The organism is Ruminococcus sp. J1101004sp1_RTP21198st1_B9_RTP21198_201120 (genome assembly GCF_040924245.1).
Lineage (GTDB): Bacteria > Bacillota > Clostridia > Lachnospirales > Lachnospiraceae > Blautia_A > Blautia_A faecis.
Map to the genome: position 1 here is coordinate 1 of NZ_JBCOMI010000049.1, position 19,691 is coordinate 19,691.

The following is a 19,691-nucleotide window of genomic DNA, read 5'->3' on the forward strand; positions in this document are numbered from 1 at the left end:
ATGGACTGCGTTGCCAGGGATTCCACAGGCAAACAATTTGATGTGGAAATCCAGCAGGATAATGAAGGAGCTTCCCCCAAAAGAGCCCGGTACCATAGTGGACTGATGGATATGAATACCTTAAATCCCGGACAGGATTTTGAGGAACTGCCGGAAAGCTATGTAATTTTTATTACTCGGGACGATATTCTTGGATATGGACTTCCCATTTACCACATTGACCGGCAGATTAAAGAACTGAACGAGGCTTTTCAAGATGAAGCACATATCATATATGTAAATTCCAGGAAGCAGGATGATACAGAACTTGGAAGACTGATGCATGATCTACACTGTAAAAAGGCAGATGAGATGCACAGTCCGATTCTTGCAAAACGAGTATATGAATTGAAGGAGACGCAGAAAGGGGTGGAACTTATGTGCCATGAAATGGAGAAAATTTATAGTGAAGGAATGGAAAGCGGAGAGAAACGTGGTATAGAAATGGGCGAGTTAAAAGCCAAAAAAGAAACCATCCTTTCGCTGGCTGAAATGGGAATCCCAGTTGATAAAATTGCGAAAGCCGTAAATCTCAGCGAAAAAGATGTCCAGAAATGGATTGATGAGAATTTGTGCATAATGAAATAAGTAGGATAATATTGTTGATGGGCAGGTCTGTTTCGGGCTTGCTCATTTTTCAAAGAACTTACTAATCTTTCACAAAATGAAGATTTTTATAATGTACCCTATAAGGTGGACACAACAAGCCAAAGGGATTACTTGAAATGTTGATTACCGCTAGGGAAAATAATATATGAGCGCCACGCCAGAAGAAAAAAAGAAGCGGTTACATAAAGATTTTGATATTGCCATGACAGAAGAATTCGAGAGTGAGGTGAGAGACATGTGTAATCTAAGTAGAGCTCTTGTAGACCAGGGAATTGAACAAGGAATGAAACAGGGAGTTGAAAAAGAAAAAATGTCCCTGGCCCAGATGATGATCGAGGAAAAGGAACCTGTCGATAAGATTTCAAAATATACAGGCTATGCTATCGACAAGTTAAAGGAAATTGCAGCGGCAATGGGACAGACACTTGTGTAACATATGATTTTATAGGAAGAGGCTGTCGGGAAATAGACAGTTCTAAGAGAGGGAGGGTGTGACTCATATAAACACAATTAACAAAATGAAATCAAAAATGTAGTGGGATTTGAGGAATCAAAACGACTTCCAGATGGATCGTTCTTGATTCCTTTTTCTTTACAAATCGGTTACGTTCGCAGTACTGAAATTAGTGTATAATTGTAATAGTAAAAATCACGCACAATAAAGAAATAATCGGGTTTGTGTAAAATGAAAGGAACATTATTATGAAAGCAAGAATACTGGTGATAGAAGATGAAATGGCAATCAATGATCTGCTTTGTATGAATCTGGAAGCTGCTGGTTATGAAACAGTAGGTTATCTGGATGGAAATGATGCAAGTGAAGGCGTCGTACAGGACCATGAATTTCAGTGCGCACTTGTGGATATTATGCTTCCGGGAAAGGATGGTTATACCCTTTTACCGGAATTAAAAAAGTTTGGTATTCCGGTTATATTTCTTACGGCAAAGGCTGATGTTACAAGTAAAGTAAAAGGGTTAAAAGACGGAGCCGAGGACTATATAGTAAAGCCTTTTGAAATGCTGGAGGTAATGGTGCGTTTGGAAAAAGTATTAGATCGTTATGGAACGGCACCGAAACAGATTCAGATAGACGATGTCATAATTGATACCGTAAGTCACATAGTTACGAAAAATGGAGAAGAAATATATTTAAAACCTATGGAATATAACTGCCTTATGGTGTTCGTAAAAAACCCAAATAAAGCACTTACCAGAAGCCAGATCTTGCAGGAACTGTGGAAGGAGGAATTCTGCGGAGAAACAAGAACTGTGGATGCACACGTTGGACGCATCAGAAAAAAACTAAGCTGGCAGGATAAAATCAAAACCATTCCCAGAATTGGTTATCGACTTGAGGTGGATTTATGAAGCTATTTACAAAAATTTTTTTACAGGTAATCTGCATGGTGCTTCTGCTGTCATCTGGAATTTTTTTCTATACAACTTACAGGTGGAAAAATCAGAGCATACAGAATATCAACAGTTATGAAAATAGCAGGTTTCAAACAAATATTTCTAAGTTTGAAAACATGCTAATGCGGATTAAAAGTAAAACACAGGACTCTGATGATAAAATCCGGGAAAAAATGATTATTTATACTTTTCGTCAGGTATTCCACGACAGTGCCGTTTTATATCAGGATGGAAAAGAACAATATAATGGGACAAAATATGAGTTTGATCTGCAAAATATCAGAAACCTAACAAAAAACAAACACGATGGATTCGAAAATGACAGCTATTGTGATAAACCACTGATCAGCAAAACAAATGGCAACGTATTTTTGCTCTTTTATTTTTCCAGCTACAGTTCTACAGACATGAACTATCAGATTGTCACCTACAAAGATATTACCAGTGTACAAAAACAGAGTCAGACACTGTTTTATCAGGCAGGAGGGTTTACCCTGTTTCTGGTTCTGTTTGTTGGCTTTTTCCTGTTTTTGACTTTGCGGAAAATTATGGAACCGCTCACAAGGCTAAAAGAAGCGGCTGTTTCTGTGGCAAATGGAAATTATGAGATAAAAGTGCCATCAGAAGGAAAAACGGAACTGGCACAGGTTGGGAAAAGCTTTAATCTTATGACAGGTAAAGTAAGGGAGCAGATTGAAAAGCTTTCTTCCGTAAACCAGGCACAGAGACAGCTGCTTGGAAGTTTGGCCCATGAATTAAAGACCCCAATGACCGCAATCATAGGATATGCAGATACACTTCTAACGGTACGCCTATCTCCCAAGAGGCAGGAGATAGCGCTTGATTATATTAGAAATGAATGCCGAAGGCTTTCCAGACTTTCTGTGAAAATGCTGGAACTTACCGGATTATATGAAACAGGTGAAACAGAATTTGTTCCAGTGGAAGTTCAGATGAATCAATTTCTGGAAGATGTAAAAAAACTTGTTATTTACAGGCTTCAGGAGAGAAATATTTGTCTTGAGATTCATTGTAATCCAGAGAATCTTAGAAAAACATTTGATCCGGACCTTATGATGAGTGCAGTGACAAATTTTATTGATAATGCAGTCAAGGCTTCCGATGAGAATTCAAAAATCGTACTGGAGGCAACCCAAAATCATTTATCCGTTCAGGATTATGGGAAGGGAATTCCAGAAGAAGATCTGAAAAGAGTAACAGAAGCTTTTTATATGGTCGATAAATCACGTTCCAGAGTAAAGGGAAGTGTTGGGCTTGGTCTTGCGCTATGCCAGAAAATTGCAGATATACATGGATTTCAGCTGGAAATTACAAGTCATCTGGGAAAAGGAACGATCGTATCTGTTTTATGGTAAATAATTGGAATTTACAGAACAGTTACAACTTGCGGAAGATTTGGTGTAATGAAAGATGCTATACTTGTGGACATAAACAGGAAGGAGAATTTATTCAACATGAGAAAAAACATAAATAAAATTGTAGGATTAACACTTTGTATAGGAATGCTCACTGGATGTGCCCATACCCCGGAATCTTCCCTTGTAAAACCAAAAGGAAGCAAGGCAGAAGATGCTTATACAGAAGCTGAAGGCGTAGATATGGTGAAGGAGGACTCTTCTGAAAATACAAAGGATAAGAACACAGCGGTAAGAACAACTATTCGAGACCTGCTCAATGCTCCGGAAACTTATAAAAGTCAGACTACAGATGACAGTGCAAAACTTGTAGTGAACACGGATGCCACCGTAGAAATACCGGATGTAGAAAAGATATCCGCAATTTCTGTCACGCCTGCAGAAGTTACACAGGATCTTCTTGACCGTATTACAGATGCCTTTTTCTCAGAGGCAAAGCTGTATACATTGGATAGCTATTATACCCAGACAAAGGATGAAATCAAAAAAACGTTGGATGAACTAAAAGAAGATGTAGCAAACGGAAATCTGGATCCCTATAACTATGGAACAGATGAAGATGGAAATTATATTTATGACATTTATGGAGAAATTGAGATGTATGAGCAGGAATATGAGTCTGCTCCGGAAACGAAGACTCTGGTAGAAGGAAGACCTGTTGCAGGCTCCCATGAGACAGAAAATGGTACTGCGGAAAATGACTTCTCCGGTGTTGCACAGATGCCGGATAGATCGGAATATTTTTACAAGACATCTTCCTACGGATCCGATACCTTATCTGTCAAAATCCGAAAAACGGCAAAATCTGGCGGGGAAAAGCTGCCTGCGGACACGATCTGGTCTGAGTATACTTCTTTCAGTGAAGGAGAAAAACCTACTGAGGAGTCCATTGGGATTTCATTAGATGAAGCAAAAAAAATGGTACAGGAAAAAGTAGATAAAATGGGGATTACAGATCTGCAGTTTTCAGACTGGAGTTATGCATTGTGCAATAGTCTTGAAGAGGATAATAGTTTAAGTAATCTTGGAAGCGGATATGCGATTTATTACACACGTACTATAAACGGTATTCCGATTACTCAGACAATGGCAGATGGCGGTGCTTTGGAAGATATGGACAGCACTATGGAGACCTGGTCTTATGAAAGTCTTTATTTCTTTGTCGATAAAGATGGAATTGAAAGCATGTCTTATTCAAACCCTTATACCATAGGAGAGACAAAAACAGAAAATTTAAACCTTCTTCCATTTTCTGAGATTATGAAAACATATGAAAAAATGATGGTAGTAACCAATGCAGATAATATGGAATATGAAAAATCAAGAGTTTATGACATTGACCGGATTGTTCTGGGCTATGCCAGAATTTATGAACCATCCACAGATCCGCATACAGGTCTTCTGGTTCCCGTTTGGGATTTCTTTGGAAGCAGAAAAGTGGAAGGTGACTATGATGGGAATAGTTACTCGGACATCACAGACTATCCAAGCTGGAGCTTCCTTACCATTAACGCCGTGGATGGCAGTATTATAGACAGGGATCTGGGCTACTGATATGAAGCAGGTACTTGGAATTGTACATTACAATTTCTTTGGCTATTTTCGAAATCCAAAAGTCATTTTTACCTTCCTTCTGGAATTTGTACTTAGCTTTCTTCTCACTGGAAGAATCATGGTTGTTATGGAAAACTATGATACACCGGTACAGGCCGTAGAGCCATTTCTTTGGACCTTTGGGGATGGAACAGCAGTACTGCTCAGTTCTCTTCTGTTGCTTCTGCTGTTCTCAGACCTGCCAAAGATGACACCAGTTACTCCATATCAGTTAATTCGAACAACAAAGAAAAAATGGCTTTTGGGACAGTTTATTTATATTATTCTTGTGACTGCTCTTTATACAGTATTGATGCTGCTATTTACATCTGTACTGTGTATGAAGGACAGTTATCCGGGCAACCTGTGGAGCGAGACTGCTGCCATGCTCGGATATTCTGAACTGGGGAAAAACTTGCAGGTCCCCTCTACAGTAAGAGTCATGGAGAGTATCTCTCCGTATGGCTGTATGCTGCAGGTTTTTCTCCTGTTATTCTGCTATTCCCTGACACTTGGTTTTGTGATCCTTGTTGGAAATCTTTATAAAGGAAAAACAAAAGGCATGGTGTTTGGACTACTTTATAGTGTATTTGGATTTTTACTGGAACCCAGTGTGGTAGCCGCAATTTTGCATAAGGAAAAATATGAAATGTATCAAGTGAATGTACTGATCTGCTGGATCAGTCCTTTGAACCAGGCTGTATATGGAAAACATAACTTTGGCTATGATCTATTACTTCCGACCATCTGGCAGTCCTGTATGTTCTTCGCAGGTATTTTATTTGTTCTTATGGTTCTGGCACTTCGCAGGATGAAAAAATATCCCTTTGAATTTCTGGGAGAAAAAACATAATCAGAAGGGGAAATATCTATGCGGGTAGAAACAAAACGTATGCTTCTTGGCAGGAGTTTCCTGGCGGCATGGCTGATTGCCTGCTTTTCTATCGCAGCAGGTCAGACTTATCCAAGTTTGAAAAAAGCATTAACATGTGGAACTTTTATCAGCCTGCTGGATGGTTCATTGAAAAGTCAGATGGTATCTTTTGCCATCCCTGTAGCTGCAGTACTGCCGTGGAGTGATTCTTTTTTACAGGAGTATAAAAGTGGATTTTTAAAAGCTGCATTTCCCAGGACAAACCGCAGGCTATATGTGGAAGGAAAAGTCTTTTCTGTTATGACATCTGGATTTTTAGTCTGGATATTTGCTATAAGCACCATACTTCTTGTTAATTTTGTTATATTTTATCCTATGGAAATAAAAGGCAGCTTTCCAAAGGAACAGTTTCTGGAGCTGCTTATGAAAGCTCTTAGGATGGGACTGATCGGAAGTATTCTAAGCACTTTTGGTGGAATCTGTGGTACCTTATGGAATTCAGCTTATATGGCATATGGGATTCCTTTTGTCAGCTATTATTTTGGAATTATACTTCATGACCGCTATTTCAAAGACCAGATCTGGTTTTACCCAGTGGAATGGATTCTGGCAGATGGAAACTGGGGAACGGATAAAGCGGGATTGTGGTTATTTCTGCTATTATTTTTATTGGTGTTAATGGGAATTTTTGGAGGTGTTTTAAATGGAAAAGTGGAAGAAATCTGAATTTCAAAATACCTGTGTGAAAATAGAACACGTAACCAAAAGGTTCGGGGAAGATCTGGTATTAAAAGAAGTAAATCTTACCTTAAAGGTGGGACAGGTTTACGGCGTTGTAGGAAATAATGGCTCTGGCAAAACAGTACTTATGAAATGTATCTGCGGATTCCTTCCTGTTACCACAGGCACCATCCGTGTTTTCGGAAAAGAAATTGGTCGTGATGTAGATTTTCCAGAAAGCCTTGGTGTCATCATTGAGACGCCTGGATTTCTTACCCAGTATACCGGTGTAAAGAACCTGGAAATACTGGCAGATATGAAAAGAATGATTTCAAAGGCAGATATCCGCCTGATCCTAAAAAAAGTAGGACTGGATCCGGATATGAAAAAGCCGGTTGGAAAGTACTCTCTTGGAATGCGGCAACGCCTTGGGATTGCACAGGCCATTATGGAAGATCCTCGCTTCCTGATTCTGGATGAACCATTTAACGGTCTGGATAAACACGGCGTGGCAGAGATCAGGGAACTTTTGCTTGTTTTAAAGGCAGCTGGAAAAACCATTTTATTGGCAAGCCATAATGATGAGGATATCCGGATTTTATGTGATCACGTATATGAGATGGATGGCGGAGTTTTAAGAGAAAGGACAGCCTGAAAATGGGAAAAAAATTTGTGAAAACCACATTCGCAATATTAAGTTTCATGATGCTTCTGCCGACATCTGTTTTTGCAGAAGATGCAGGGAATATGGAAGCTGCTTTTGTGGGAGAGTCTGTTCTGGAAGCAGATCAGTCAGCTTCTTATAGTGATGCAGACAGTACATTGCCTTTTGAAGAGGAAAAAAACAATCCTACAGATGAGAAGATTCCGGAAACTGAGGAACAGACTCCTGAAAAAACGGATTCGGAAAATCAAAATTCTGACCTGGATGGATTTATATCAGGAGACGCTTCTGCTGAGGACGAAAAGAAGACAATCCATGTCATAATAGAAAATGGAAATACTGATACAGATAATGGAACACAGATCACAGATCCTGTTATAGATAGTGGGGATTATTCTGCTGGAGAGTATAGTGGAGGCGGTTCTTCTGCCAGCTCGTCTGGTGAGAAAATACTACATAAACCGCAGGTTCTTTTAGAGGATAACAATCTTTCCGGACAAAATCTAAAAGCAGGCTCTGTCACAGAAATGTCACTGACATTCCGGAATAAAAGCCGTAGCCAGAATGTATTTGGTCTAAAGATTTCTATTTCTGCGGATACAAAGGGAATTGAATTTGAGAGAAACTCTTTTTATGTTCAGAGACTGACTCCAGGAGAAGCAATTACCCTGAAGCAAAAGGTCACTATAGCAGAGGACTGTACTCCAGGTCAGGCAACCGTTTCTTTTTCTCTGGATTACGAAGATTCAAAAGCGACGGGAGCTACAGGTACAGAAACGCTGTCCTTTCAGATCACTCAGCCGGCGCGTGCAAAACTGGAAGCTTCTGATATTCCTTCCGTTTTATATACCATGGATACGGTAGAAATTCCGGTGAAAGCAATGAATCTTGGAAGGGATAAGATATATAATGCAAGTGTCCGGCTGGAAGCAGACGGATTGAACCCAAAAGAGTCCGCTTTTTTAGGAACATTAGAAGCTGGAACCGCAGTACAGGGAAGTCTCCGTGTGTATGTAAAAGGAAAATCAGAAGAAGATGACGGTTCTTTTCCTGGCAGGATTACCGGAAAACTGATTCTTACTTATGAGGATGCAGCCGGCAATTCCTATGAGGAAAGTACAGAGTTTGAGTCTGAGATTAAAGAAGCTAAAATCCAGTCTTTAAAAATAGAGGATGACCAGGAAGAAACAAACAACTGGTGGTATTCCGTTATTGCAGTTATTGCAGTACTGCTTGTTTCTGTGATTCTACTTCTTTTGGGTAAGCTTCATAAGAAAAACATACTTCTGGAAGAAACCAGAAAGGTGGATGCCCATTGAAAAAGAATAGAATAGATAGTTTTACCTGTTTTGTAGGTTTTCTTCTGATATTGGCATTATTTTTCTCTATAAAGCTTTTTGCAGGAATACAGGATGGGAAAAAACAATACTTGGCACTGGTTTCCCTTGGAGACCTTACTTATGATGATGATTTTTTGAAAAAGGCAAAAAAAATAGAAGGGATAAAAGAGATATGGCCCGTTGTGGAAATTCCAGTAACCATCAAGATTGAAGATTATACGGAAACAGCCACCTTTTTAGGAATAGATCTGAATGCGTTTGGAGAAAATCCAGAGCAGAATGATTTAGGAAATACACCGGTGTTGTTGCTTGGAAGTAAAGCATTGCAAAACATGAAAGACTCAAATAATCATTCCATTTCAAAAAAACAACAGGAAAAATTCCTGCAAATGGGAGAAAATCTAACCATTTCTTATGCACTTGCTGGAAATACAAAAGAGCTTTCTGGCGCGGCAGATCATCTAGTATCCTTGACTGGGCACGAAGAAAATGAACAGCAAACTGTTTATCTTCCATGTAAAGTAACTGCCGTAACGGAAAATGAAGATATCTATATTCCTTTATCACAGGCGCAGGAGCTTTGCAGTGAGATGGGTGAGCCGCTTAAAATTACAAAAATTTATTTGAAAGTGAATGGAAAAATGAATCTGGAGAAGGCAAAAAAATTATTTGAATAAGGTATTCTTGCAAAATTAATTTGTATCAATCTCTGGTATTCATTTGACTAACTATTGTATTTTGTGCATGTTTTATGTAATTTTATCCATGTACTTATTTAAAAGAAAAGTATATACTTTATTCTTGTAAATAAAAGTATTTTATTCCCCTAAGGCTTGCTCCATTGTCTGCATGACAGGCAATGGAGGCCTTCTTCCAACGTATTAATCATAATAAATTGGTATTTTTGTAAATTGTACCATATAATGGAAAACTGTTAGATTGTGATCTTTTAGATACAATTTAGCAGTTTTTTATATGATGGAAATCCAATACAAAAAACCACTTTTTCATGCTATACTTCATTTATGAATTATAGCAAGAGCAACACCAATAAAAAGGTCTGGGCTGTCTTGCTTAATTTGATATTGCAGGGAAGTCAAATGCAATGCGGTACTTCCGTATTTGCCACTCTGAAAACCTTTGAGCCCTCGCTCCGTCATATAATTAAACAATTCGCCTTGCTGTATTTTCTGCAAAGTTCGTTGTAGGTAATGCGATTTTTTTATTCAAAAACAATACCCACTCTTGTTTCTGTTTTAGGAAAGAATGTAATTTATAGTAAATGAGTAGAAATTGCGATTGGTTTTTGATATAATAATGGACAGATAATTTGTAGTTATCCATTGAATATTATTACAAAAAACAGAATTAAAATCATTTTTAAATAGTATAGTTTAGGAGTAAGCTATGAATGTAAGTTATAAAATTAAACAAATTAAAAATGTGAAAGATAAAGATTTAACAGATGCTCTTGACATATATGTGCATACTGTAGATGAAAATTCGGAAACATCAACTTCTCAAATAAGAGATTATATACAAAACAAATATAACGATACCAGAAAAATGTTTTTTTATATTCTTTATGCAAATGATGTTGTAGTTGGCTTTGCAGAATATGGTTTTCTTCCGCAAAGCCAAGTATTACTTATTGATTATATATGTACAAAGCCCAGAAATCATACATACTTTTACAATTTCTATCAAATGCTTTTTGAAGATATAACTGAAATTCTAAAAAAGAATAATTTATATATTAAATATATTATGACAGAATTATCTTTAAAAAAAGACAATGAAAATAAGTATATAGATATAGATAGTAATTATTTCAGACAGTTGCTTTCAAGAGAGGGATTTCAAATACTACGCGCACCTTATTATCAACCATATTTTAATATGAGACATACATTATCATCAGCAGATTTTAATATAGCAATTAAACCATTGATTAATGGTGTATTTCCCAAAACCAATATTACTGAATCCTTTTATCAGGAATTGATTACTGATCTTTACCAAAATCATTATGCAGCTTGGTATAAAAAATATATGAATTCAGATGTGGTTAATCAATTCTTCGATGGTTTATTAAAAAAAATCCAAAAAGAATTTACTAAAAAAATTGAAATTGATGATATAACATTGGTTAATTGTGCTTTATTCGAAAAAGGATTATGCCAACAAATTTCAACTGAAAACATAACCCTAAAAAAGAAACAAATTTATTTTCTGAAACAGTGGATATTACGTATTATGTGCGTGATTTTCTCTTTGGCAACATGTATTTTTTGTTATTCTGATCGATTTGATTCGACAGAGGTATTTTTGTGTTCATTACTTACTATAATTTCTTCATCTATATCACTTTACCAGTTTATTAGAGAATATTTTTTTCAAAAATAACAATTTCATTATGTGCAAAAAAATAGGAACATGGTTGTAAGAAATCATCAAATTTTGAATATTTGGCAGATCTTTTTTCAGAAACTCCAAATCTATAAAGTAATGATGAAAGAATATGGAAACGATATTTTCTTTTACATATAAAACTGTAATAATCAGCTAATTGTATTAAAAACTTTTCACTATACATCCATAAATAGTGAATTTGATTATTGTACTGATATTTTTGCACAAATACTGTTTTGGCATATTTCTTTGTAAAAAGAAATTCTGCACTATTTGATCTTTCAAATTCGAGGATTAAAGTGCCACCAGGTTTTAATATTCTGCTAAATTCCGCAATTGCTTTTTGAACATCAGCATAATTAATAACGCTGCCTACACAAATAATACAATCTACAGAACTGTCCGGCATGGGTATTTTCTCTACAGAGGCAATTAAGTATTTTTCAAACATGTTGACATAATCTTCTATAATATCCATATAAATAATTGTGCATGGAGTTTTATAAGTTGTTTTACCACATCCGGCATTTAGAATAACCTGAGAGGAACTAAGATGTAGTTCATCCAAATACTTTTGAACATATTTGTTCAAAATATTATATGTGCAGGTATGCCATATATCATTGTTAGGCCACGGCTCTGATTGGGTATAATTTTCTTTTGCTGCTTCTTCAATATCTATAACCTTCTTTACATTCATATTAATATTCTCCAATTATAGCAATTATGTTTATTTTAGCAAGTTTTCAATGGATAACTACAAATTATCGAATACACGGCAGCTAAATCAGGTGTTTTATGTTTGGCTTTTTTGACAAAAAATTCATTTTACAGTACTGTGATAGGAAAAAAAAGGAGTATTAACAATGAATTTACAGGATAGAGCAAAAGAGTATTTAGAATATTGTACCTACAGAAAAGAACTGGACGCCAAAACAGTAAAAGCGTACCGTATTGATCTGAAGCAATATTTTTCGTTTGTGTGCTGTGATGAGCCTGAAAAAGAAACAATTGAGAGATATATTACGAATCTGCATAAAAAATACAAGCAGAAAACAGTGAAAAGAAAAATTGCCTCGGTAAAAGCCTTTTATAGTTACCTGGAAGAAGAGGAAATGTTAGACCAGAATCCTTTTCGAAAAATAAAAGTTAAATTTAAAGAGACAATAGTTCTTCCTCGAATTATCCCCAGAGAAGAGATCGAGCAGCTTCTCAATTATATGTATACTTACTTGAAAGACCTTTCTGGCTCTGGGTATAAATACGGTTTGCGTGATGCGGCGGTTGTAGAGCTGTTTTTTGCCACCGGCGCGAGAGTATACGAGATTTCAAATATCCGAAATGAGAGCATAAATTTGAATTCTGGACTGATAAGAATTATGGGGAAAGGAGGAAAAGAGAGATATATTCAAATCAGTAATGATGCAGTTTTGGAAATTCTGCGGAAATATTATGTAGAAAATGAAAAGGAAATAAAAAAGAGTGGGTATTTTTTTGTGAATAAAAGAGGCAACAGATACACAGAACAATCTATTCGCCTTATGCTGAGAAAATACACGAAAAAGGCCGGAATTGAAACAAAGATTACACCCCATATGTTCCGGCATTCATTCGCTACATATTTGATTGAAGAAGGTGTTGATGTAAGTTGTGTACAGCAGATTTTGGGACACTCATCAATAAAAACGACCCAGATATATATTCATATAGCCGCCAAAAAACAAGCGGATATTTTACGAGAACTGCATCCAAGGAATAATATGAAAATTGTGAATGTTGCGTGAGAAATACATCGAAAATATAAAAATTCTCTGACCAGCTGAAAAGGTGGTCTTGTTGTCGTATGTTAATATTCGATATGACTTAGCCGAGGGCAGAATAAAGAATCTGATAGTGCAGATTGCTAAAAGTCTAAATCATGGGATTTCTTTGTCATACGAGAGTAGTAGACCTTAAAATTTCCCTATAGGTTTATATAGAACGAAGTTTATATTAGTAGAAAAATGAATCAATATTTGTTATAATCGAAAATAAGATAATTAGCAATTATCCATTATTAAAAGATTTCGTGCATTAAAAGGATGAAAGATAACATGAGTTTTGCAACAGACAATTGGGAAGAGTTTGAAAAACTTTCAATCAGCATATTAGAGACATATTTACCAGCAGATTCTGAAATCAGTTATTCTATCACACATACTCCCAATCGCAAGGATGGTGGTTATGATGGACTTATCATAATCGCTTCAGATAATAAGAACATAGATCAATGTAAAATATTATCAGAATCAAAGCTCCGCGAACCGTCAAATAAAGATCTGCCTATGTCCGACTTTTCCAAAACATTGATTATAGCAATCAATTTAATGGCGCAGAAAATATACATCTTTACAAACCTACATTATTCCACTGAAACCCAGAAACGAATACATAAATTTTCCAGTTTTTCAAATATACAAGTAGAGCTTGTTGATATATTTGAGGTATCCGACAGAGTAAAAGAATTATATAAAACTTTGAAGGCTACATATTCACCTTCCTTTTTGAAACAATTAATAGATTCTGTAAGTACTCATCCGGTTTCCAAACGAGTATCATCTGAGAAAAAAGTACACATTACTTCATTGAACAAACTTATTGGATCAGATAGAAACTATCAGTTGGATCAGTGCTATAAGGCTATTTCCGGGAAAAAGGGTATTGTCATTATAAAAGGGTGCTCAGGCTGTGGAAAGTCCTTTTTTATTGAGCATTTACTTAATAAAATGTATAGAGAAAGTTCAATTCCTTATCATAAAATTAATATGGAAGAATTTTCTACCGTGCAGGCATTTCTGCTAAAAATTCTTTCATCTATTTGGAATATTGATACTTTGGATATTACGAATTTTTCTGAGCAGGATATCAATGAAATAACGGATTATTTATCTGAAGAAGAATTAAGCATCCGTTCAAGAACCTCCTTGTTAAATATTCTGAAACCGAAATCTGTGCCAAGTGAAACGCAGCAGGATATCTTACAGTTTTACTTTTTTGAATATTTATATCGCATATATGTGCCTATATTAAGGAGAAAAAAACAGGTTATATATTTTGATAATCTGGATTACGCTTCTGGTTCAGCTTTTCAAATTTTAAACAAATTTATAAAAAAATTTGAAAAGGAAAATATTTTACTTTTACTTGAAATTAGAACCGATATTAAGAAATGTGAAGATTTTCTGTCGCATCTTATGAGAGACGTTCCTGTTATATATATAACAGAAATCAAGGAATTCGATTCCGTAGAATTAAGCCAGTATTTTGAATATAAGTATAAAAATGAATTTTCCTATGAGGAAGAAAAGGCTTTGAAGAAAATTCTGCCGAGAACTCCTTTGCTCATTGATACTATTACAGAACTATTCAGACATGATTTGGGAATGAGAGGCTCTTTATATACTCTGGATATGACAAGATTATATAAAAATCAGAAATATCTTCAAAGTATTTCCTTCGAATATGTCAAAAAAATAATAGTAGAATCCGAAATAGAGGTTCAGAATCTGGCTTGCATGATTGGCTTGATGGAGGGAAATCTTTTAGAATCCGATTTAAAGATTATATGTAATAATTATTCTGTAAAGGAAGGTTTGTTCCGTACGAAGTTATTTCAATTTCAAAATGGTAACATACAGATCAGACATATGTTCTATTTAGGTCCTTTACAACAAATGGCTTTTCTTTCCTCGTACAGGCAGCATGAAATTTATACGATGCTTTTTGATAAAATTGAATTACTATCTGTTGACATATTTTGTAAAACTATAAAAAAAATCCAATTGGCAATTTTCCTGGAAAACAGGCAATACCTGGAAGAAACATGGAAAGAAGTTATCTCGAATCTATTGCGTCAGGAAGACTATGTACTTGCTCAATCTTTATTAAAAGAAGTATATAGTTTAATGGAAAATGATTTTTCAGCTTCAGAATTATTTGACACTTTTCTAATGTCATCTTACTGTTGCCTAAAATTATGCGATTTCCATAGTGATTTGTTGCAAACATGTTTTCGTGAATTACATAACCTTTCTTTAATTGCTAAAATTTCTCCTGAACAAATGAAATGGTATCATTTGCTGCAGGCAAAATATTACCTAGCTGTGGGGCAGTATCAGGCACTTATAAAGCAGACCGACGAACTGAGAACAATAGAACCCCAATTACGCCACATCCGCGCCATTGGCATAAAACATCAATGTGGAATGAGCTGCTGTATTCTTAGTCTTAAACGGGGAATAAAAAGGTTCCCGGAAAATATGCTTCTGAAATACAGCTATTACGATCACCTATTAGCAATCAGTATCAATAGGGGAAACTTCAAAAAAGCTAAAGCAAACATAGATATTTTAAAAACATATAAAGAAGCTTTATCCTTGGAAGATCAAATTCATCTGGAATTTAATGAATTAACGGTTCTATTTTATTCCAAAGAAATGACAGATATCAGGCAATTATTAGATCTGTGCGGAAAGGCTTATCAGAATAACCTATATGTTGAATTAAGCCGGTCTTATAATTTACTAGGGCAATTTTTCTGGGCAAAAAAAGAATGGGAAAAAGCTATCGAGGCATTTAATGAAGCTGCCGGTTTACAGGATCGTACAGAGCATCAAACCTACCGCTGGATAGCAAAAACAAATCTGGCACTGATCAATCTGGAATTAAAAAATAAATCTGAAGCCGTTATGCATGCCAGAGAAATCATCTTGGGATATTATAGCTCCAAACAAGATAAGTTTAAACATATTTTTGCAGCTGATAATAAAACAGCATATACGGACTTCTTTACTGATAAAGAAATGGTCTCCATTTTGCTTATGCTGAGAATCTTATATAAAAATGATCAAACTGAATATACCAAGATAATCGAAAAGGTAACGCAGACAGATATTGGAGTTTTGCCAAAAGAATTCGAATACTTTATCTCTCATTCTTTAGTTTCAGAATTGAAAAAGACTTATTACTATGTGGATGGAAATTTTATGATCAAATGTTAAGGGACTGTCCTGTTATTTCATATTAATAACAGGACAGTTTCAAAAAAACCATCATAAAAATTCGAAATAGAGGATAATTCTATCTTGCACTTTTTATGTAATATCTTATTCTCAATATATTGCTCTGTCAATAAAACGCCAATCCATAACAGAACAGTATTATCTATTAATTGAAGTTTCTGCGAATTCAGAGGTTCTAATATGCTATCCCCATAATACTCCATATAGGTATAAGCCTCATCAATACCTGTTTCTCCAAAATAAATGTCACAACTTGGAAGAAGGAAAGTCTGCACATTGGACTGTACAATATGGTTCAATATGCTTTTTCCATAATTCATCCCATATTTGGACGGGATCTGGGTGCGAATATGTGTAATTTTGTTAAATATGCTCTTTGTGCAGTTAACCTCAGAAGCATTAAATATGGGGTGATTTTCCATCGCAGTATTTAATTCTTTTACAAGAGCCTGTATTGTATAATATTTATGTTGAAATTGAAATTTACTGTTTGTTTCTGATAAATCAGTCTCATCGTACGATGTCTCCGTATACGGTTCCCTAAGCTTTTTCAGCAATAAGGGCATCTCTTTTAGACTTTCGTCATTGGTTAATACTCTTCCAGCAGGCATAATATAAGAAAACAGCACATCAGAACGTTCGGTAATTGGTAAAAATCCTGTAAGGGAGGAAGAAAAAACCGCAGCGTCATAAAGAGACATAAGCGGAATAACCTGCTTAGGATCATATGTATTCCATTCCTGTTTATAGTTAAAACGATTATAATACTGTTTGATTACTTTACAAGGTGTTTTCCATAAATAACTTTGGTTATTTTCCATAGGAACAATAGAAGCTTCTTCTATATAAAATTCAGTACTAATATCTGAAATATCATTTTTTATATCGTTGTAAGGAAATGCATCTATCAGATTAGGATACTGTGGCTGCATTTTTTTATAAAATAAATTACCTTTATAGGTGTATTGGCTTGTTCCAAAACCAAAATATAAATCAGATATTTTTCGGAAATAATCCCAATTCCGGTTTATTTTTCTGAAAAGACTTTTGGAATTGATCCCAAGCATATTTGACAAATACGGATTGGTTATAAACAATTCCAAATATCGGGATAGGTTCTGGAAATCTCCATACTCCACATGAAAACCATTATACCAATCCTGTACATAATTGTTTCCAAAGCCAGAATAAGTCGCTATAACTGGCTTTCCTGAAGACATTGCTTCCAGAATCACTCTTCCTCCAGGCTCAAAAGCAGAGTGCATAATCAATACACTGCATTTGAGTAACACGTTAGAAATTCCTGCATCAGATAAGAATCCCCACCAATATATTTTGTGCTGCTGTTCATATGTTTCAAGATCTGGTACATATTCTTTTATTATTCTGCGATACTTACTGATATCTTCAGCAGTACCGCCAATAAACCACATGGGAGGTGTCAGATTCAGGTATTTCTTATACAGAATTTCCCAGGCGAGAATTATTTCTTTAACCCCCTTCTGATCGACGATTCTTCCTATATAGCAGAACGCTCCATTTATCCACCACTCAGTGCCCTGTAAATCCATTGCATTGTAATTAACAGAGCGCGTTTGTCCCAGATTTCCTGAGGGAAGGTGCGACGGATGCAAAAAACAGTCTGCAACAGTTCTGCCTACAACAATAATTTTATGTGGTTCAATATGATATTCTTTTACCAACAACTCATATTCCGACTCTGCAATTGAAAGAATACAATCTACTTTTGGCAAAAAAAACTGTTCGCTTTCATATTGATGGGAAGAAACAGGGGGAAACCCATTTCTTTTTCGTTCACAGGAAGTACTGATTACAGAATGAATCTGTATTAAATGATGATCACTGCATAATTGACTGGCTAACAAGCCGGATATCCAATAGGTAGAATGTACCAGTGCTATTGGCTGTTCTATATTTTCATAAATATTTTTTATAGTTTTATATAAAAAATCCTTGTTATTGTATAGCAAGTCCTGATTTTCCAACCATTGTTTCTTTATAGGGATTTCATATATGGTAATGTTTGAACATAAATGGTTTGCAGTTAGTTCTTTCAATGAACCGTTGGTTGTAATCACGGTTAATTCCAACTGTGGAGTATCCTTAAAATGATTTATTATTTCCGATACCGTCCTTTGATGACCACCAAGATTCAATTCAAATGGATTTCCAAGTAAACATAACAACAAAATATGTCTTGTCATAGTTTTGCCTCAAATAAGAAAAGCGTAGCTGGTTATGTGGAATAATTGATAATTGCTAATTATCCATTATTAAACTAAGTATGGAAAATTATGATTTGTAATACATATAAGGAACGAATATCTAGTAGCACGGAGCTGGACAACAAAGAAGAGAAGGAGGATACCATATGGCACTACTAATTAATGTGCACGGGCTAGCCTGTTCGTATTGAGAAGCTATATTTATCAGAACATCAATAACCAAAGTAATTTAGATACAGATGTTGACAATTCAAGGCAAATATTATAAAATATAATTACATAATATTAATAAATATTATAAAATATTAAAAAAGAGAGCCTTGATGTGGAAACTAAAGATTTAATTTGTTCTATTAACAATTTTGAAGCCAATATCGTTTTCGATAAAAATAGAAGCTATAGAGAGTTTGCAAATGGACAATCACCTTTCTTTTTTACACCAGTAGAAAAAGGCGAACGCAAAAGATACGAAAAATCAGAAAATAAAAATGAATTTACAAGTACAACAGCGGCAATACATATCATGGATTCTTCTGTTGAAGAAATTGAGAAATTGTTTAAGCAGGATGACTCTGGTATTTATGAGTACACATGTAAAATGATCCGGCCTTATTGCAAAGGTGTAGTTGATATAAAAATTGGTCTTGTTTTATTCCAATTTTTACATGAAGTTGGACATTGGAATCAATTTATGTCATTGGATAAAAATGTAGCTGCTTATACAACTTGGAATTACGAACAAGAAAAAAACAACTATGAAAAAATGCGAGCTTTGAAAGACTCTGTTTTACAACGTCAGGCAAGGGAAAAGGACAATCGTTTAAGCGCAGAAGAGCGGATGCTATTTCGTCAGTATACAGAGGAATATAGAAATATTCCTAAAGAAAAAGAGGCAGATGAATTTGCATTGAGTTATTTAAAAGAAACCATAGACAAGTACAGGGAAGTTTGTCGGAATAAAAACAGCAATAGTACTATTAAAAGGCGTAACCCTGCAATAGGAAGTAATTGTTAAGCAGACTAAAGAGAGGAAGCAAAAGAATGCATCCTCTTTTTGGCGGAAAGAGGGATATTTATAAGGAAAAGTACATATTTTGTTTTGCTGCGTATGTTTATAGTAAATAACGCTTCAAAATATTCAATTTAATTATTGACAGTTTAGGAAAAAAGATATTTAATAATATTAGATTGTATTAGAAATTATTAAAAATGGAGCTTCCTGTATAATAAAAAACGTAGATGTTGAAAATTGAAAATACCTCAGAGTACAATAAGACTACTGACT

General features: G+C 35.2%; 16 protein-coding genes. 14 read left to right on the top strand and 2 right to left on the bottom strand.

Annotated features, from left to right (window positions below; all coding sequences use genetic code 11):
* The 11 genes from AB5618_RS20200 to AB5618_RS20250 all read left to right on the top strand — a co-directional run.
* Positions 1-627 (top strand): Rpn family recombination-promoting nuclease/putative transposase (locus AB5618_RS20200; RefSeq protein WP_368367026.1); only part of this gene is annotated, 627 nt, incomplete at its 5' end.
* A gap of 166 nt (positions 628-793) precedes the next feature.
* Entirely contained in the window at positions 794-1,081 is a 288-nt protein-coding gene (locus AB5618_RS20205; RefSeq protein WP_195983371.1) for a hypothetical protein, read from the top strand.
* Positions 1,082-1,350: 269 nt separating this feature from the next.
* Positions 1,351-2,016, top strand: coding sequence for a response regulator transcription factor (locus AB5618_RS20210; protein ID WP_148463283.1), 666 nt, complete (start codon positions 1,351-1,353; stop codon positions 2,014-2,016).
* 167 nt (positions 2,017-2,183) lie between these two features.
* The gene (locus AB5618_RS20215; RefSeq protein WP_226815839.1) at positions 2,184-3,437 is read left to right on the top strand and encodes a cell wall metabolism sensor histidine kinase WalK; all 1,254 of its coding nucleotides are present in this window, start codon (positions 2,184-2,186) and stop codon (positions 3,435-3,437) included.
* Positions 3,438-3,536: 99 nt separating this feature from the next.
* Positions 3,537-5,051 carry a DUF6034 family protein gene (locus AB5618_RS20220; protein WP_368367027.1) on the top strand — a complete coding sequence of 505 codons (1,515 nt, stop codon included), beginning with the start codon at positions 3,537-3,539 and terminating at the stop codon, positions 5,049-5,051.
* A gap of 1 nt (position 5,052) precedes the next feature.
* Complete coding sequence (locus AB5618_RS20225) at positions 5,053-5,943, top strand: hypothetical protein (RefSeq protein ID WP_173717237.1); 891 nt, start codon at positions 5,053-5,055, stop codon at positions 5,941-5,943.
* Between the two features lie 18 nt (positions 5,944-5,961).
* Positions 5,962-6,690 carry an ABC transporter permease gene (locus AB5618_RS20230; protein ID WP_226815837.1) on the top strand — a complete coding sequence of 243 codons (729 nt, stop codon included), beginning with the start codon at positions 5,962-5,964 and terminating at the stop codon, positions 6,688-6,690.
* Positions 6,668-7,339, top strand: a complete 672-nt coding sequence (locus AB5618_RS20235) for an ATP-binding cassette domain-containing protein (RefSeq protein ID WP_173717236.1) — start codon at positions 6,668-6,670, stop codon at positions 7,337-7,339. The genes AB5618_RS20230 and AB5618_RS20235 overlap by 23 nt, the downstream gene beginning before the upstream one ends.
* Before the next feature lie 2 nt (positions 7,340-7,341).
* A complete protein-coding gene (locus AB5618_RS20240) occupies positions 7,342-8,667 on the top strand; it encodes a hypothetical protein (protein WP_173717235.1) in 1,326 nt (441 codons plus the stop codon).
* Between the two features lie 155 nt (positions 8,668-8,822).
* On the top strand, positions 8,823-9,365 hold the full coding sequence (locus tag AB5618_RS20245) for a hypothetical protein (protein WP_243243663.1): 543 nt from the start codon (positions 8,823-8,825) through the stop codon (positions 9,363-9,365).
* 730 nt (positions 9,366-10,095) lie between these two features.
* Positions 10,096-11,094 (top strand): hypothetical protein, encoded by a 999-nt coding sequence (locus AB5618_RS20250; protein ID WP_148463293.1) that lies wholly within the window; start codon positions 10,096-10,098, stop codon positions 11,092-11,094.
* Here the strand turns inward: AB5618_RS20250 and AB5618_RS20255 are convergent.
* Positions 11,069-11,800 (bottom strand): class I SAM-dependent methyltransferase, encoded by a 732-nt coding sequence (locus tag AB5618_RS20255; RefSeq protein ID WP_178090729.1) that lies wholly within the window; start codon positions 11,798-11,800, stop codon positions 11,069-11,071. The two genes, AB5618_RS20250 and AB5618_RS20255, sit on opposite strands and share 26 nt — an antisense overlap.
* Before the next feature lie 166 nt (positions 11,801-11,966).
* Here AB5618_RS20255 and AB5618_RS20260 point away from each other — a divergent pair, with 166 nt between their 5' ends.
* Complete coding sequence (locus AB5618_RS20260; protein ID WP_148463291.1) at positions 11,967-12,884, top strand: tyrosine-type recombinase/integrase; 918 nt, start codon at positions 11,967-11,969, stop codon at positions 12,882-12,884.
* 309 nt (positions 12,885-13,193) lie between these two features.
* The gene (locus tag AB5618_RS20265) at positions 13,194-16,139 is read left to right on the top strand and encodes a hypothetical protein (RefSeq protein WP_148463289.1); all 2,946 of its coding nucleotides are present in this window, start codon (positions 13,194-13,196) and stop codon (positions 16,137-16,139) included.
* 17 nt (positions 16,140-16,156) lie between these two features.
* Here the strand turns inward: AB5618_RS20265 and AB5618_RS20270 are convergent, their stop codons facing one another.
* Positions 16,157-18,385 (bottom strand): glycosyltransferase family 4 protein, encoded by a 2,229-nt coding sequence (locus AB5618_RS20270; RefSeq protein WP_148463290.1) that lies wholly within the window; start codon positions 18,383-18,385, stop codon positions 16,157-16,159.
* Between the two features lie 346 nt (positions 18,386-18,731).
* Between AB5618_RS20270 and AB5618_RS20275 the strand changes: the two genes are divergently transcribed.
* Positions 18,732-19,421, top strand: a complete 690-nt coding sequence (locus AB5618_RS20275) for a hypothetical protein (protein ID WP_148463288.1) — start codon at positions 18,732-18,734, stop codon at positions 19,419-19,421.
* Positions 19,422-19,691: the final 270 nt, after the last annotated feature.

Bases quoted from the DNA above. Each gene is read 5' to 3' on its own strand.
- AB5618_RS20205 (WP_195983371.1), top strand. From the start codon at position 794: ATGAGCGCCACGCCAGAAGAAAAAAAGAAGCGGTTACATAAAGATTTT.
- AB5618_RS20210 (WP_148463283.1), top strand. From the start codon at position 1,351: ATGAAAGCAAGAATACTGGTGATAGAAGATGAAATGGCAATCAATGAT.
- AB5618_RS20215 (WP_226815839.1), top strand. From the start codon at position 2,184: ATGCGGATTAAAAGTAAAACACAGGACTCTGATGATAAAATCCGGGAA.
- AB5618_RS20220 (WP_368367027.1), top strand. From the start codon at position 3,537: ATGAGAAAAAACATAAATAAAATTGTAGGATTAACACTTTGTATAGGA.
- AB5618_RS20225 (WP_173717237.1), top strand. From the start codon at position 5,053: ATGAAGCAGGTACTTGGAATTGTACATTACAATTTCTTTGGCTATTTT.
- AB5618_RS20230 (WP_226815837.1), top strand. From the start codon at position 5,962: ATGCGGGTAGAAACAAAACGTATGCTTCTTGGCAGGAGTTTCCTGGCG.
- AB5618_RS20235 (WP_173717236.1), top strand. From the start codon at position 6,668: ATGGAAAAGTGGAAGAAATCTGAATTTCAAAATACCTGTGTGAAAATA.
- AB5618_RS20240 (WP_173717235.1), top strand. From the start codon at position 7,342: ATGGGAAAAAAATTTGTGAAAACCACATTCGCAATATTAAGTTTCATG.
- AB5618_RS20250 (WP_148463293.1), top strand. From the start codon at position 10,096: ATGAATGTAAGTTATAAAATTAAACAAATTAAAAATGTGAAAGATAAA.
- AB5618_RS20255 (WP_178090729.1), bottom strand. From the start codon at position 11,800: ATGAATGTAAAGAAGGTTATAGATATTGAAGAAGCAGCAAAAGAAAAT.
- AB5618_RS20260 (WP_148463291.1), top strand. From the start codon at position 11,967: ATGAATTTACAGGATAGAGCAAAAGAGTATTTAGAATATTGTACCTAC.
- AB5618_RS20265 (WP_148463289.1), top strand. From the start codon at position 13,194: ATGAGTTTTGCAACAGACAATTGGGAAGAGTTTGAAAAACTTTCAATC.
- AB5618_RS20270 (WP_148463290.1), bottom strand. From the start codon at position 18,385: ATGACAAGACATATTTTGTTGTTATGTTTACTTGGAAATCCATTTGAA.